The organism is Exiguobacterium sp. TNDT2 (genome assembly GCF_003331145.1).
In the GTDB taxonomy this organism is placed as follows: Bacteria; Bacillota; Bacilli; order Exiguobacteriales; family Exiguobacteriaceae; genus Exiguobacterium.
This window is the reverse complement of the sequence record NZ_QLVE01000007.1, coordinates 1-15,218: the sequence shown is the minus strand read 5'-3', so window position 1 is coordinate 15,218 and position 15,218 is coordinate 1. Positions and strand designations below refer to the sequence as shown.

The window sequence follows — 15,218 nt, the reverse complement described above, 5'->3', positions numbered from 1 at the left end:
AGAAATGAGGTCACGCCTATGGACTCACCATTTCGAATCAAGTATTGGACAAGGGGAGATGTGGACGGTTATTTCGGACTTTTCACCAACAACTTAACGAATTTACTTGTCATGGCGGGGCTATTACATCTCGCCATCGGTCTGCCGGTGACGCTCGTCTACGGCAAGATCTTGCCGGCCGTCGGTTTATCGATTTTCGTCAGCAGTCTGTTCTACACGTACATGGCAATCCGTTTGTCGAAAGCGGAACAAAGGACGGATGTCACGGCGCTTCCGACCGGGGTCAGCGTCCCGCACATGTTCCTCATCGTCTTCTTGATCATGGGTCCTGTGTATTGGAAGACGCAAGACCCGTATCTCGCTTGGACGACCGGGCTCGTCTGGTGCTTCGTCAACGGGTTGATCGCGATGAGCGGTTCGCTCATCGGTCCAAAAATCAGAGAATGGCTACCACGCCCGGCGATGCTCGGAACACTGACGGGGGTATCACTCACCTTTATCGCCATGGCACCGGCGATGGACACATGGGACGTCCCGTATATCGGTCTCGTCTCGCTTAGCATCATTCTTCTCGGCTGGTTCGGGAAAGTGAATATGCCGTTCCGCCTCCCGGTCGGCCTCGTCGCGATCGTCATCGGGACGTTGATCGGGTGGGTGAGCGGGGTGATGGATGTGCGCGAAGTGAGCGCCTCGCTCGCTGCCGTCGATTTATCGGCCCCGACGTTCTCGATCACACGGCTCATCGACGGTTGGGCAGTCGCCTTACCGTTCCTCGCATCGGCCGTGCCGCTCGGCATTTATAACTTCATGGAGACGATCGACAATCTAGAGAGTGCGGAAGTCGCCGGCGACAAGTATCCGACGCGACAAGCGCTCGTGTTCGACGCCACGTCGACGCTCGTGGCGAGCTCGTTCGGCAGCCCGTTCCCGATTGCGGTCTATATCGGCCATGCCGGGTGGAAAGAAGCGGGGGCTCGAATCGGTTACTCGTGGATGACTGGCGTGACGATCCTCGTCTTGACCTGGTTCGGCATCATCTCCGTGTTATACGCCATCATCCCGGTCGTCGCCATCTTGCCGATTTTGATTTATATCGGTCTCGTCATCGGTGCCCAGGCGTTCCAGGAAACGAACCCGCGCTATGCTCCCGCCATTATCTTGGCCATCATCCCGTGGGTCGCGAACTGGGGGCACAATATCGTCAATACGGCATTGAACGCGGCCGAAACGGATGCGGCGAGCGTCGGCTACGGTTCGATCCTCGCGGCCGGTCTCAACTATGAAGGGCTGTCCGCGCTAGGGACGGGCGCGATCCTCGTCAGCGTCCTATGGGCGAGTATTCTTGTCTTCATCATCGACCGTGATTTTACGAAAGCCTCGTTCACAAGCCTCATCGCAGGGGCACTCGCTTTCTTCGGTATCATCCATGAGGAGGCGGTCGGCTTTGCCGTCAACAACGGCATGGCCCTCAGCTATCTCCTCATCGGCATCTTGTTTTATCTCGTCGGAAAACATAAATCAACCCATCAACTAGGAGGACTTAACCATGAACACGACAACCGAAATGACCATGCAAGCTAAACCATATGCATTCACGTTCCGCCCTGAATCGACGGCGCTCGTCTTGATCGATATGCAGCGCGACTTCTGCGCACCGGGTGGATTTGGTGAGAAGCTCGGGAACGATATCACACTCACCCGCTCGATCATCCCGCAGACGCAACGTGTCCTCGAAGCGGCAAGAGCCGCTGGGATGACGGTCATCCACACGCGAGAAGGACATCTGCCGGATTTGTCGGATTGCCCGCCGAGCAAGTTGAACCGTGGCAAGAAGCAAGGCGCCGGGATCGGTGACGAAGGGCCGATGGGACGCATCCTCGTCCGCGGTGAGTACGGCCATGACATCGTCGATGAGTTGAAACCGCTTGAAGGAGAGACGATTATCGATAAGCCGGGGAAAGGGGCATTCTACAACACGAACCTTGACGAAGTGTTGAAGCAAAATGGCATCACGCATCTTCTCGTCGGCGGTGTGACGACGCACGTCTGCGTCCAGACGACGATCCGAGAAGCGAACGACCGTGGCTACGACTGCCTCTTGCTCGAAGACTGCTCAGCGGCGTTCGACCCGAAAGACCACGAGGACTCGATTCGCATGATCCATCAACAAGGAGGCATCTTCGGCTGGACGGCACCGTCTAGCGAGTTCTTGAACGCGATTGGAGGAGAAGACCATGAATGACCGACACGTCACCCCATGGTTCGTCAAAGGGGATTTGAACGGATTCTTCGGCTTATTCAGTAACGTGCTCACCAATTTGTTGGCGGCGATCGGACTGCTCGTCTTCGCCATCAATATGCCGGGCGACATCGTCTACGGGAAAATCGTCCCGGCGACGGCGGTCGCGGTCGGGCTCGGCGGGATCATTCTCGCCATCCAGGCCCGCCGCTTGTCGCAGCGTGAAGGTCGCGACAACGTCACGGCGATGCCGTACGGGATCAGTGTCCCGCACTACTTCGTCGTCGCGTTCGCCGTCATGCTCCCGGTGTACGTCCAGACGAACGACTGGATGATCGCCTGGGCGGTCGGTGTCGCCTGGAACATCGTCCAAGGTCTCATCATGACGATCGGTGCGTTCATCGGACCGTTCATCCAAAAATATATCCCTCGTTCGGCGATGCTCGCCTCACTCGCAGGAATCGCGCTGACGTATATCGCGATGAACCCGCTCGGACAGGTGTATACGACACCTTACATCGGACTGCTCACGCTCGTCATCGTGCTTGCCGGTTGGCTCGCCCATAAACGCCTCCCGGGAAATATGCCTGCTGGCCTCATGGCGATCGCCGTCGGGATGGTGCTCGCTTGGGCGACGGGCTACATGGACTTCAATGAAGTACGCACGGCCGCAGCTGGTTTCTCGGTCGCGTTCCCATCGATTTTCGGATTTGACTTGCTCGCGGAAGGATTCGCGTTGCTTGGACCGTTCTTGCCGGCCGCGATCCCGCTGGCGATTTATGACTTCTTAGAAAGTCTTGACAACATCGAGAGTGCGTCTGCGGACGGGGACCACTATCCGACGACTGTGACGATGCTCGTACCAGGTCTGCTCACGCTTGTCGGTGCGTTCCTCGGTAGCGTCTACCCGATGATCATTTACATCGGGCACCCAGGTTGGAAGAAGGCAGGAGCTCGTGTCGGTTACTCGCTCGCGACAGGGGTCGGGGTCATCTTCCTCGCCTTCCTCGGGTTACTTCCGCTCGTCTTGTCGGTCATTCCGCTCGTCGCCTTGCTGCCGATTCTTGTGTATATCGCAATGGTCATCGGAGCACAGGCATTCGGGGAGACGGAGAAACGGCATATCCCGGCGCTCATCATCGCGCTCATGCCATTCGTGGCGAGTTATATCGTCACACAAATCAACAACGCCCTCGGTGCGCTCGGGACGTCGGCACAAGAAGTCGGCTATGCGACGCTTGCGGCGAATGGGATCCCGTATCTCGGTTGGCGGACGCTTGGATCGGCGGATATCTTGGTGTCGATGCTCCTCGCGACGATCGTCATCTATATCATCGATAAGAAGTTCCGGCTCGCCGCCATTTATGCCGGGATCGCCGCACTGCTCTCCTTCTTCGGCATCATCCACAGCGCCGAGATTGGGATCGGTGTCGGCCTAGACGTCGCCATCGGTTACGTTGTCGCCGCGACCGGTTTGATCGCGCTCAGCTTGTACCGGGCGAAAGAAGACGCCGTGACGGAACGGGAGAAGGTGTCATAATGTTTCGGCTCGAGGGAGTACGGCGGGATGCGACGCTCGATGTCGGCTTGTTGAACGGACAGATCGGTTACGTGCACAGCGTCTTTCAAAACGTCTTGAACATCGAGTTGATCGAACAGGATCGTTTAATCACCGTCTCCACGCCCCGGCGTCCGCTCGCGCCCGACATGGTTCGACTGAAGGAGACGCTCGACTTTCGGTCCGTCGCCCCGGATATCGGGACGCGCGTCGTCATCGGGGAAGATTTTACGTTCGAGAACGGGTTGACGGTGTCGCTTGATGCGGCACCGGTCGACCTTCGCGTCAAGACGCGCGTCTTTGACGCCGCCGCAATCGAGGCGCTGTATACGTTTCTCGTCGTACACGGGAAAGAAGGCGGGATGCTTCGGCCTTACCGGAAACGAATCGAGGCGGTGAGTAGCGGCCGTTGGAACACAGAGGAACGGTTTATCGACCAAGTGATGAAAGAAGGAGAGCTGGCCCGGTTGATCGGCCTTGGACCCGGGCTGACGCCAGCTGGTGATGATTATGTGACCGGCCGATTGCTCGCTTGTCATCTGCTTGGGCGTCCGCTCGAGGTGCCGATCGACGTCATCCGGCTCAGCCGCGACAAGACGACACGCGTCAGTTACCATATGCTCCGCCATGCGTACCACGGACGGACGAACGAGGCGGTGCTCGACTTGTTTCATACGTTGACCGACATCGATGCGCTGAAACGTGTGCTCGCCATCGGCTCGACATCAGGGACAGATTTTTTAGTCGGCGTCCACGCCGGCATTATCGCACAAAGGAGTGGGAATCGTGATTCATCAAACGATCGTGAAGAAGAAGACGTATCATGACTCGGTGACGCTCATGTCGCTCGCCGGGAAGTTGAAAAAACAAGACGGTGTCGAGGAAGTCATCGTCTCGATGGCGACCCCGATGAACAAAGAGTTGCTTGAGAACGTCGGGCTCATGACGGACGAGGCGCGCGAGGCGACCGATGCCGACCTATTGATCGCCTGCCGCGCTGAGGAGACGGTGCTTCCGCGTATCTTGGAAGAAGTCGAGGCTGCACTCGGTGCGAAGAAAGCGGGCGCGAAGCGAGGCGAGAAGACGAGTGTGAAAACGTTCGACGCCGCGCTCGAGATTAGCCCCGAAGCGAACCTCGCCGTCATCTCGGTACCGGGCGAGTTCGCGGCGCGTGAGGCGCGCCGGGCGCTTGAGAACGGACTCCACGTCATGCTGTTCAGTGACAACGTCTCCGTCGAGGACGAGCGTAACTTGAAGACATACGCCGCCGAGAACGGACTGTTCGTCATGGGACCGGACTGCGGCACGGCGATGATTAACGGGACCGGCCTTTGTTTCGCCAACGATGTGAAACGGGGCGGCATCGGCATGGTCGCCGCTTCTGGGACAGGCCTTCAAGAAGTGATGGTCCAAGTCGACCGGCTCGGCTATGGTGTCTCCCAAGCGATCGGGACAGGGGGACGCGACTTGTCGAGTGACATCGGTGGCATCATGATGCGCCAAGGAATCGACGCGTTGCTCGCGGACGAGACGACAGACGTGCTCGTCCTCATCTCGAAACCACCGGCCAAAGAAGTCGAACAGATGATTCTAGAACGTGTGATGCGTGCCGACAAACCAATCGTCCTCTGTCTTCTTGACGGGAAAGCGCCTGATGACTTGCCACCACACGTGACGTTCACGACGACATTGTTCGAGGCGGCGCTCGCCGCGGTCCGGACGTACGAGCCGAACTTGAGCGTTGAGCTCGTCTCGGACGAGGCGAAAACGTGGAGCAACGTCGTGCACCGGACGCAAGGGACGGAGCGGTTTATCCGCGGCTTGTTCTGCGGGGGCACCCTCACGGCCGAGGCGCTGTCGATTTTGCGAGGGCGGGTCAGCCCGCTCACGAGCAACGTCGCAAAACGGAAAGATGAGAAAATGACCGACGTCTTCACGAGCACAGGCCATACGCTCGTCGACCTCGGCGATGACGCGTTCACGGTCGGCAAGCCCCATCCGATGATCGAGCCGGCGCTCCGTAACGAGCGAATTTTAAAAGAAGCGGCCGACCCGACGTGCGGCGTGCTCCTTCTCGACTTCGAACTCGGTTACGGTTCGCACGATGACCCGGTCGGGGAAACGATCGAGACGTTGAAGCAAGCCCAAGCGATTGCCAAGCAGGAAGGACGCATCTTACCGATTGTGACGTACATCTGCGGCACCGAGACTGACAAACAAGGGTATGCCGACCAGAAACGTCGGCTCGAGCAGATCGGGGCGTACGTTGCCCACAGTAATGCCGAGGCGGTCGAAATCGCCTGCACCATCGTCAAAAAAGGAGTGGAGATTCATGGCTAACTGGTTCAATTCAACGTTACACGCCATCAATATCGGGGCGTCGACGTTCTCGAAAGATATCGAGCGACAAGGCACGGACGTCGTCCAATACGATTGGTCGCCTCCGGCGGGCGGGGATATCGCCTTGCTCGAGGCGCTCGACCGGTTGAATACGGCTGAGACGGACGAGCGGAACGCGGAAGCGGTGGCAAAGATCAAAGCTGCCCATCCGATGCTCATCGGCATCAATCACGCCCGCTATGAGATTCCTGGGATGCACGCGCAACTCATCTTGCACGCCGGTCCTCCGGTCGAATGGGCGGACATGTGCGGGCCGATGCAAGGCGCGGTCATCGGGGCACTTCTCTATGAAGGACTCGCGACGACGGAGGCCGAGGCGCGTGAACTTGCGGCGTCCGGTGACATCGAGTTCGCCCCATGCCACGAGCACGACGCCGTCGGGCCGATGGCCGGCGTCATCTCGCCGTCGATGCCGGTCCATATCATCGAGAACGTGACGGACGGGAACCGGGCGTACTGCACGGTCAACGAAGGGCTCGGGAAAGTGCTCCGCTTCGGGGCGTTCTCAAGTGAAGTGCTCGATCGTTTACGATGGATCGAGAACGTGTACATGCCGGCGCTTCAAAAAGCGCTCGAGGTGTCGGGCCCGGTCGACTTGCGTACATTGATCGCCCAGGCGCTCCATATGGGCGACGAGTGTCACAACCGCAACAAGGCGGCGACGAGCCTGTTCCTCCGGGACATGATGCCGGCGTTCCTAGAAGCGGATCTCGACGAGGACGTCCGGAAGCAGGCGCTCGCCTTCATCCAAAAGAACGAGCATTACTTCCTCAACTTGTCGATGCCAGCGGCGAAGGCGTCGCTCGACGCCGGGCACGGCGTGAACGGTTCAACGATCGTCACGACGATGGCTCGGAACGGTGTCGACTTCGGGATCCGGGTGAGCGGTCTTGATGGATGGTTCACGGCACCGGCGAATTTTGTCGAGGGGTTGTTGTTCCCAGGATTCGAGCCGACAGACGCGGCACCGGACCTCGGCGACAGCGCCATCACGGAGACGCTCGGTATCGGCGGCTTCGCCATGGGCGGAGCGCCGGCGATTGTGCAATTCGTCGGGGGAGCGGTCGAGGACGCGCTCGACTATTCACGATCGATGTATACAATCACAGAAGACGAGAACAACACGTACTCGATCCCGACGCTCGACTTCCGCGGTACACCGCTCGGCATCGATATCCGTAAAGTGATCGAGACGGGTATCCTGCCGGTCATCAATACCGGGATGGCGCACCGCGAGGCCGGTGTCGGTCAAGTCGGGGCCGGGATCGTCCATCCACCGCTCGACTGTTTCACGAAAGCGTTAAAAGCGTATTCAGAGGAGGTCAGCCATGTCTAAGTTACTCATCGCCCTCGGCGGGAATGCCCTCGGCAACAGTCCGACAGAACAGCTCGAACTTGTCCGGGAAGCGTCGCGCTCGATCGTTGACTTGATCGAGGCCGGCCACGCCGTCATTTTATCGCACGGGAACGGGCCGCAAGTCGGCATGATTCATCAAGTGTTCGACGAGACAGATGCGCAACCGGACGTCCCGATGGCGGAGGCCGTCGCGATGAGCCAAGGCTATATCGGCTATCACTTGCAGCAAGCGCTCCGGGAAGAGTTGGGTCGGCGTGGGATCGAGAGAGCGGTAGCCTCGGTCGTGACGCAGACGCTTGTCGCGAAAGACGACCCGGCGTTCCGGCATCCGACTAAACCGATTGGACAGTTTTATACGAAAGATGAGGCCGGTCGGTTCGAGAAGAAAGGCATGATGTTTGTGGAAGACAGTGGACGTGGCTATCGTCGCGTCATCCCGTCGCCGGAACCGATTGAGATCATTGAAGTGGACGTGATTCGTTCACTTGTAGCGGCAGGTCACGTCGTCATTGCCGGTGGCGGTGGAGGAATACCGGTCATCAATGAAGCTGGGCGTCTGGTTGGGGTTGATGCGGTCATCGACAAGGATCGGGCGAGCGAACTGCTCGCGCGTGAACTTGATGTCGACGTGTTGTTCATCTTGACGGCGGTTGATCGAGTTGCGGTCGATTTTGGGAAACCGACGCAGAGAGGTCTGGAACGGATATCGGTCGCAGAAGCCCAGAGGTATATCGAGGACGGACAATTCCCAGCCGGCAGTATGTTGCCGAAAGTCGAGTCGGCACTCGCTTTCGTGACATCTCGTTTCGGGCGTGAAGCAATCATCACGTCGCTTGAGCGAGCCGGTGAGGCGATTGAAGGGAAGACGGGAACGAAGTTTGTGGATGAAGCGAGAACAGCTGTAAAGTGAGGAGGAGCGGCCCAGTGATGGGTCGTTTTTCTATGCGGATTGAATACAAGTAGTCAAAACGTGTAACTTTTTTTGAAAAACGCTAAACAGATTGAGTATGACTCCGATATAGAGTATGGAAACGATAAAACGTTCCAACTAATACAAGGTGAGGGGCCGGCCTAAACCTTGTATGCTCGGACAAATGGATTTGGAAGAGTGGAAAAAACTTAAACCTATGGAGGGAAATTACAATGATTATTAACAACAACTTAAATGCGATGAACGCTCATCGGAACATGACGTTTAATTCAACTCAAACAGGTAAATCGATGGAGAAATTATCTTCAGGTCTTCGTATCAACCGTGCGGGCGACGATGCAGCTGGTCTTGCAATCTCTGAAAAAATGCGTGGACAAATTCGTGGCTTGGATCAAGCGTCACGCAACGCACAAGATGGAATTTCATTGATTCAAACCGCTGAGGGTGCATTGAACGAAACTCACTCGATTCTTCAACGCATGCGTGAACTTGCTACACAGGCAGCTAACGATACGAATGTCGGCGTTGACCGTAATGAAATCCAAAAAGAAATGAATACATTGACATCTGAAATCAATCGCGTCGGTAATACTACTGAATTTAACACACAAAAACTCCTCAATGGCGGCCAAAGTGGTACAGGAGCTTTAGCGGCTGAAAAAACTGCAGCTGATAATTTCACGGCTACGGATTTCTCTTCAATCGCTAACGCAGGTATTGTATTGAACGGTCAAGCGGTAGGACTAGATAATTTATCAGCATTAGATGCTACAGCTGATATTGATGCAGTAGCAACTGCTTTACAAAGTGATTTAGATGCAGTATTCGATGGTTCTGCACACGGAGGTCAACAATTCACAATAACCAAAAATACTGCAGACACAAAACTTATTATTACTTCAGTTAATACGGGTGTGGATGCAAAAGTTGATTTGACAGGATCTACTGCAGCTGTTACTGACGCTTTAGGTTTCTCAGATGTGTCTGAAGTTCGTGGAGAGGGTAATGAATTCACTGCTAATTTCCAAATTGGTGCGAACCAAGGTCAATCGATGACTATTACAGTAGCGGATATGCGTGCACAAGCGTTAGGCCTTTCAGGCACTGCTAGTGCTGCAGCTAACGGTGTTGGTGCAACTAATGCTAATGCTACTTTCGGTGCAACGGTCAATGTCACAAATGGTACTACTAACGCGAATTCTGAGGCGGCACTAGACGTGTCTACTCACGAAAATGCTACTGCAGCTGTTGAAGTAATTAACCAAGCAATCGAAAGAGTTTCTGCTGAACGTTCACAATTAGGTGCTTTTCAGAACCGTCTAGAGCACACGATTTCTAACTTAGGTAACGCTGGAGAAAATCTTCAAGCTGCCGAATCACGCATTCGTGACGTAGATATGGCGAAAGAGATGATGAACTTCACGAAGAACAACATCCTCAACCAAGCATCACAAGCAATGTTGGCTCAATCTAAATCTCAACCAGAAGCGGTTCTTCAACTTCTTCGGTAAGATTTACGGGCGTCTTATCTGGTAACGGATAAGAGTACAACTGGGTGAATTGCTGGGACTCCTTAGAGCCCTCCTTACGACAACGTGACTGGAAACGGTGAGCGTGAACGTTTTGAAAAAAGGAAGGGATTGGACAATCAGCAGCCAAGCATCTGTCAGGAAACTGTGATGAAGGTTCAACGACTAGGATGAACGACCTACCGACATAACGTCCATGGTTATGAGATCCGTACCTCGTAAACGGCGAGGGAAGTGCCCAGCCCCTATCTTACAATAATAATTTATACTATATTAGTATTGTAAAAGGGTGAAGATATAGTCTGGACCATATTGAAAAATATGGGCATCTGCAAGCAAATCAGCAGCCGCAAGCTGTGCTTCAATTGCTCCGTTAATATAGCAATTGACTATCTAAACGTTATATTAAAAAACCGTGGAGCTTATGCTTCACGGTTTTTTAAGTCTTGCCATTTATAAACGACCGACCAGTATGTTCGATTCAATCGACGGGCAATCTCTTTGTCCATGACTCCTTGTTGTTTCCAATTGATGAGTAAAGCGATCTCTTCGTCACTATACGGTCTAGCGGGGACGGAGACGCGAATTTTGTAGTCTGGATGTGTTTGTTTATACGTCTCTACTTCGGTCTGTAGACGTGTTTCCCATGACAGTTTATATATGAAGTCAGGTAGTTCGGCAATGTAAGGCTCGAATAAATTTAAGATGTCGAACGTGTCAGTCACTTTTGTCGTTTTCAAATAGTAGCCGGTGCCGCTCGGCGTGCCTGATGTTCGAACGTTAATGTCATAGCGTGCTTTCATCCAAATAGCTAACTGTTCCAACTGCTGTCTTGAAAAGGCTTGTAAGTAGAAAGCGATATGAGGAGTGAATTGAATTTCTTTCTTATTATGATTGAAACGCTTACTGAGGAGAAGGGAGCCGTCATCCAAGTAGAGTGTGAGCAGAAATGAAGGATGATGGATATCTTCAAGCAAATCAAACGGAATCTGTTTCTTATTATTCGGATAAAAAAGCGGGAAGAGTTTCGTCATCAGAGGAATGGAGCGCGACACGAGATTATTCCCTCGTAAGTACAATAAATCAGATAGCTTTTGTTGTTTCCATTGGCGATAACTTAACTGTCCCATCCCGAAATGCTCCCGGTAACTGTTGTTCACCCGTCGATCATATGGATAGCACTTCGTGATTTCTCCATCTCCTAAAATACTAGCCACTAGAATCGCTACATGTTCGTCGAATAATCCTTCCCAATCCATTCTGATTCTCTCCTTTGTAGATTAGTTTCCTCACATGAAGTATTCCCGATTTATTTGAACGACCTGATTCAATAATTCATTAGCTCATATCAAGTTTTTGATTGACAAGTCGATATATAGAATGAGAGAAGGTGTCATAATGATTGAGGACCTGATTGCTGAATTAGAAACGGTTTATGCCGAACAAAAACGATTAGCTGAAGTTGAGGATGTATTGCAGACGATGCGATCCGTCGCAATCGAAGCGACGACATGTAGTGACGAGAGGCGAGTGCAGCTAGCTGTACAATTTCACGAATTACAGACTCAACTTACCTATTTAGAAACAGAGAAACGAGAACCATTTCATCAAAGTACTATAAACTAGCCTAACTTTTACCGATATAGTCCATGAGAACAATCATTAGAGGAGTAGACACATATGAACCCGACCATTTCAGAAGTCCGGCTTCACCTACCTTCTTCCGTTTTGCCGTATGAACAAACGAAAAACGTGTTCGTCGAAGCGAATCAAGCGAAGCTCGCCGACGAAGGCATCGTCATTCTTCCGACGCCTCAACACGTCACCAAGTTAGAGGCGGCCGTCGAGAAGGCGAATCAAGTACTCGAACAACAACGTACTGGATTAAAGTTTATGAAACATGAGAAATTAAATGACTACTATATTCAAATCGTGGATACGAACAACGAAGTCATCCGCGAAATTCCAAGCAAGAAGTCACTTGACTTCTTCGCCGCGTTCATGGAGTTCAATCAGCTCTTCGATGAACGTGTATAAAGGAGGTATATTATGACGACACCAATCCGATTCGGCGGACTCGCCAGTGGAATTGATACTGATACAATCATCAAGCAATTGATGCAGGCAGAGCGTGCGCCGGTCGACAAGCTCGAGCAAAAAAAACAGACGACCGAATGGAAACGTGATGCATATCGTGAAATTAACCGCTCGCTCATGACGCTTCGTAATAGCGCTGTCGATTTGACGTTTAGCCGGAACTTTTATGCGAAGACAGCCAGTTCGTCGGACACTTCACGCGTAGCGGTGGTCGCTGGACCTTCAAGCGGGAATACAGCCATCCGCATCGATTCTGTTGAACAATTGGCGACATCGGCATCTGCAGTTGTCAAACCACTGACTGTAAGTAACCAACAAATTTCCGCTGCGACAAAGCTATCGGATTTAAATGGACTCGTCGCTGGACAAAAGCGTGTTCATGTCGAAAAAGAAGCAACTGAAATCATTGTCGGGAAAAACTTGGACCCATTAAGTATCAAACTGGAATTTGAAAACGGGGACCCAATTGAAATCAATGACTTTAATTATGATGCGGCTACCGGAAAACTAACTGTCAAACAAGAGGTTACTACCGATTTGTATTTTAAAGACGGAAAGATTCCTGCCGGGGTCGTTGCACAGTATTCACAAGGTACTGGTTATGAGATGCAGTATAAATCTTCAGAATCAGGAAACTATAAGAAAATTGAACTTGCTGCTGATGCCACCGTTCAAGATTTGATGAGCCAATTGAATGGTAAGGATAGTGGGCTATCTGCATTTTTGGAGCCGTCGACTGGACAAATTTCTATTTCGACTAAAAATACAGGAACTGATTCAGTCATTCAGTTTGACGATGAATTGAAGACGGCACTAAATTTCGCAACTGGTGAACATAAATTAGCCACCAATGCATCTTTTACTGTCAATGGAATCAAGGTAAATCGTCAAACAAATACAGTCACATTTGACAATATGACCATCACCCTAAAGTCAGATTTCACAGCTACTGAAGGTGCAGTCACACTCTCCGCTGCCACCGACACACAAAAAATCTTCGATAACATCAAAGGTTTTGTCGATAAATATAATGAGACGATCGACTTGATGAACAAGAAAGTGCGGGAAGAGAAATTCCGTACGTTTGCACCGCTGACGAAAGCTCAGCGTGATGAATTATCTGAAGACGAAATCAAGAAGTGGGAAGAGAAAGCGATGAGCGGGATGCTCCGCGGCGACACGATCCTTCGCGGGACGATGGACACGCTTCGCAGCAAATGGTCAGGCGCGACGTCTTCGACAAACGATAAAGAGATGCAACAGCTGTTCCAAATCGGTCTTTCGACCGGTTCTGACTTCACGAACGGCGGTAAAATCGAGCTGAACGAAGAGAAGCTGAAGGCCGCCATCGAGAAAGACCCGGAACAAGTATATAAACTGTTCACTGATGAAAAGACAGGGCTATTGCCACAAATCCGTGACGCGGCGACGAGTTCACGGACATCCATCACTCGGATTGCCGGTGCTGATGGGGCCGGGGCACCGACGTACACGATGGGTCGTGAGATGACGCAAATCGATACACGGATCCAACGACTGAACGACTTACTCGTCGATAAAGAGAACGCCTACTACCGTCGCTTCGCGGCGATGGAGACGGCGATGAACCAGGCAAATTCACAAGCCGCCTCACTGCAACAGTTCATGGGCGGCGGGATGTAAGAGGAGGAATTTACATGGTAGCAAATCCATATGCAGCATATCAAAACAACGCGGTCACGACCGCGAATCCACAGGAACTCACGCTCATGTTGTATGACGGAGCGCTCAAGTTCACGCGTCTCGCCAAACTCGCGCTCGAGCAAGGAAATCCTGATTTAAAGAACACGAACATCCAAAAGACACAAGCGATCTTCCAAGAGCTTCGTCTGACGCTCAATAAAGACATCGCCATCTCGGCAAACTTAGACTCGCTCTACGAGTACTTGTGGCGCCGTCTCGTCGATGCGAACGTCAAGAACGATACGACCATCCTCGATGAGGTGCTCGACTTCACGACGGAGCTCCGCGACACGTGGAAGGAAGCGATGAAGCTCGCGAAACAAGGATGAGATCGATCGATGAGATCATTCTCAAAACACAACGGCTGAAGGATTTGTTGGCGCAAGTACCGGAAGAGCCGACATACGATACGTGGATGGACCAAATCCACGAATTGCTCGACGACCGTGAGCAATTGCTGTCGGCACATGGTCCCGATTTAGCAGCGGCCGATCAGACCGTCATCCGTCAGCTCGTCGACGACAGTCAACAGATCGCCCGCTTAATCGAGGCCGAGCATCAACGGCTCGGCATGACGCTCGGGACGACTCGTCAGGAACGGAAGACGGTCAAGTCGTACGTCGACCCGTATGAAGACGTCGATTCGAACTTCTCAGGGTTATTTGACCAACAGACATGAAACGCTCGAGGGCACGCGCTCTCGGGCGTTTCTGCGTTCACAATGTTTTAACAAGGTAAAGAGAACGACTCCGCGTTGCCATTCCTTTTCTCAATAAAATCAGATGCTTCACTTTTTTGGCAGGGATGCAAAGACGCCTGTTTTCGTATAAAATCGGGTAAATACCACTATACCGTTGCTTCTGTTCTGAAAAGGGGAGGGAAACGAGATGAGTGAGAAAAAAGTGAAACTGAACGCGAAAGATCGTCGTTACTTCGTCTACGGTCCAGAAGGGGCGTATGATGAATACGTGGAACGGGACCCGAAACTCGAGGCGTACGTCGAGGAAGAAGCGCCAATCGAGGACAATCCCGACCCGTACGAAGAAGAAGACTTGAAAGCCAGAGGATAAATGTCAAGACCGAACAAGGCTCAATCGCGAGCCTTGTTTTTTATTTTGTTGGGGTGTGCACCTGATACTTTTTATTACCAAGGTAAGGTGAGTAAATCCGTTATGCTCGTCGTATCAACCACCACTCGTCACATAAAAAGGAGAGACTACCCATGAACATGAAACGATACGGATTCTTATGTATTTCGCGATTTTAAGTACTCGTTGTTGAAGTTTGTGGTGAAGGGGAAACTATGTAACGGTCGAACGATTAATAAAGAAAAAAGTTGTGAATTGAAAATACCTTAAGAGAATTATGAAGATAAGTTTTTATAA

At 52.4% G+C, this 15,218-nt stretch carries 14 protein-coding genes; 13 read left to right on the top strand and 1 reads right to left on the bottom strand.

Going from position 1 to position 15,218, the window contains the following annotated elements; genetic code table 11:
* Positions 1-18 precede the first annotated feature (18 nt).
* From DPV68_RS05850 to DPV68_RS05815, 8 genes are all read left to right on the top strand, one after another.
* On the top strand, positions 19-1,581 hold the full coding sequence (locus DPV68_RS05850) for a xanthine permease (RefSeq protein WP_198662250.1): 1,563 nt from the start codon (positions 19-21) through the stop codon (positions 1,579-1,581).
* Positions 1,547-2,242 carry a cysteine hydrolase family protein gene (locus tag DPV68_RS05845; protein WP_114165858.1) on the top strand — a complete coding sequence of 232 codons (696 nt, stop codon included), beginning with the start codon at positions 1,547-1,549 and terminating at the stop codon, positions 2,240-2,242. Before DPV68_RS05850 ends, DPV68_RS05845 begins: the two co-directional genes overlap by 35 nt.
* Entirely contained in the window at positions 2,235-3,779 is a 1,545-nt protein-coding gene (locus DPV68_RS05840) for a SulP family inorganic anion transporter (RefSeq protein ID WP_114165857.1), read from the top strand. Before DPV68_RS05845 ends, DPV68_RS05840 begins: the two co-directional genes overlap by 8 nt.
* Positions 3,779-4,624 (top strand): oxamate carbamoyltransferase subunit AllH family protein, encoded by an 846-nt coding sequence (locus DPV68_RS05835; protein WP_114165856.1) that lies wholly within the window; start codon positions 3,779-3,781, stop codon positions 4,622-4,624. Before DPV68_RS05840 ends, DPV68_RS05835 begins: the two co-directional genes overlap by 1 nt.
* The gene (fdrA, locus tag DPV68_RS05830) at positions 4,584-6,137 is read left to right on the top strand and encodes an acyl-CoA synthetase FdrA (RefSeq protein WP_114165855.1); all 1,554 of its coding nucleotides are present in this window, start codon (positions 4,584-4,586) and stop codon (positions 6,135-6,137) included. The genes DPV68_RS05835 and fdrA overlap by 41 nt, the downstream gene beginning before the upstream one ends.
* Positions 6,130-7,533, top strand: coding sequence for a YlbE family protein (locus DPV68_RS05825; RefSeq protein WP_114165854.1), 1,404 nt, complete (start codon positions 6,130-6,132; stop codon positions 7,531-7,533). The genes fdrA and DPV68_RS05825 overlap by 8 nt, the downstream gene beginning before the upstream one ends.
* A complete protein-coding gene (gene arcC / locus DPV68_RS05820; protein WP_114165853.1) occupies positions 7,526-8,464 on the top strand; it encodes a carbamate kinase in 939 nt (312 codons plus the stop codon). Before DPV68_RS05825 ends, arcC begins: the two co-directional genes overlap by 8 nt.
* Before the next feature lie 233 nt (positions 8,465-8,697).
* The gene (locus tag DPV68_RS05815) at positions 8,698-9,996 is read left to right on the top strand and encodes a flagellin N-terminal helical domain-containing protein (protein ID WP_114165852.1); all 1,299 of its coding nucleotides are present in this window, start codon (positions 8,698-8,700) and stop codon (positions 9,994-9,996) included.
* 440 nt (positions 9,997-10,436) lie between these two features.
* Here the strand turns inward: DPV68_RS05815 and DPV68_RS05810 are convergent, their stop codons facing one another.
* Positions 10,437-11,273, bottom strand: a complete 837-nt coding sequence (locus DPV68_RS05810) for an endonuclease (protein WP_114165851.1) — start codon at positions 11,271-11,273, stop codon at positions 10,437-10,439.
* Positions 11,274-11,694: 421 nt separating this feature from the next.
* Here DPV68_RS05810 and DPV68_RS05800 point away from each other — a divergent pair, with 421 nt between their 5' ends.
* The 5 genes from DPV68_RS05800 to DPV68_RS05780 all read left to right on the top strand — a co-directional run bounded on the left by DPV68_RS05800 (position 11,695) and on the right by DPV68_RS05780 (position 14,903).
* Positions 11,695-12,051, top strand: coding sequence for a flagellar protein FlaG (locus DPV68_RS05800; protein WP_114165849.1), 357 nt, complete (start codon positions 11,695-11,697; stop codon positions 12,049-12,051).
* 12 nt (positions 12,052-12,063) lie between these two features.
* Positions 12,064-13,773 (top strand): flagellar filament capping protein FliD, encoded by a 1,710-nt coding sequence (gene fliD / locus DPV68_RS05795; RefSeq protein ID WP_114165848.1) that lies wholly within the window; start codon positions 12,064-12,066, stop codon positions 13,771-13,773.
* Between the two features lie 14 nt (positions 13,774-13,787).
* Positions 13,788-14,162, top strand: a complete 375-nt coding sequence (fliS, locus tag DPV68_RS05790; RefSeq protein WP_114165847.1) for a flagellar export chaperone FliS — start codon at positions 13,788-13,790, stop codon at positions 14,160-14,162.
* The gene (locus tag DPV68_RS05785; RefSeq protein WP_114165846.1) at positions 14,159-14,512 is read left to right on the top strand and encodes a flagellar protein FliT; all 354 of its coding nucleotides are present in this window, start codon (positions 14,159-14,161) and stop codon (positions 14,510-14,512) included. The genes fliS and DPV68_RS05785 overlap by 4 nt, the downstream gene beginning before the upstream one ends.
* A 208-nt stretch (positions 14,513-14,720) precedes the next feature.
* Positions 14,721-14,903, top strand: coding sequence for a hypothetical protein (locus DPV68_RS05780; protein ID WP_114165845.1), 183 nt, complete (start codon positions 14,721-14,723; stop codon positions 14,901-14,903).
* Positions 14,904-15,218 lie beyond the last annotated feature (315 nt).

Excerpts from the sequence above, each read along its gene's own strand:
- DPV68_RS05850 (WP_198662250.1), top strand. The coding sequence starts at position 19 with ATGGACTCACCATTTCGAATCAAGTATTGGACAAGGGGAGATGTGGAC.
- DPV68_RS05845 (WP_114165858.1), top strand. The coding sequence starts at position 1,547 with ATGAACACGACAACCGAAATGACCATGCAAGCTAAACCATATGCATTC.
- DPV68_RS05840 (WP_114165857.1), top strand. The coding sequence starts at position 2,235 with ATGAATGACCGACACGTCACCCCATGGTTCGTCAAAGGGGATTTGAAC.
- DPV68_RS05835 (WP_114165856.1), top strand. The coding sequence starts at position 3,779 with ATGTTTCGGCTCGAGGGAGTACGGCGGGATGCGACGCTCGATGTCGGC.
- DPV68_RS05825 (WP_114165854.1), top strand. The coding sequence starts at position 6,130 with ATGGCTAACTGGTTCAATTCAACGTTACACGCCATCAATATCGGGGCG.
- arcC (WP_114165853.1), top strand. The coding sequence starts at position 7,526 with ATGTCTAAGTTACTCATCGCCCTCGGCGGGAATGCCCTCGGCAACAGT.
- DPV68_RS05815 (WP_114165852.1), top strand. The coding sequence starts at position 8,698 with ATGATTATTAACAACAACTTAAATGCGATGAACGCTCATCGGAACATG.
- DPV68_RS05810 (WP_114165851.1), bottom strand. The coding sequence starts at position 11,273 with ATGGATTGGGAAGGATTATTCGACGAACATGTAGCGATTCTAGTGGCT.
- DPV68_RS05800 (WP_114165849.1), top strand. The coding sequence starts at position 11,695 with ATGAACCCGACCATTTCAGAAGTCCGGCTTCACCTACCTTCTTCCGTT.
- fliD (WP_114165848.1), top strand. The coding sequence starts at position 12,064 with ATGACGACACCAATCCGATTCGGCGGACTCGCCAGTGGAATTGATACT.
- fliS (WP_114165847.1), top strand. The coding sequence starts at position 13,788 with ATGGTAGCAAATCCATATGCAGCATATCAAAACAACGCGGTCACGACC.
- DPV68_RS05785 (WP_114165846.1), top strand. The coding sequence starts at position 14,159 with ATGAGATCGATCGATGAGATCATTCTCAAAACACAACGGCTGAAGGAT.
- DPV68_RS05780 (WP_114165845.1), top strand. The coding sequence starts at position 14,721 with ATGAGTGAGAAAAAAGTGAAACTGAACGCGAAAGATCGTCGTTACTTC.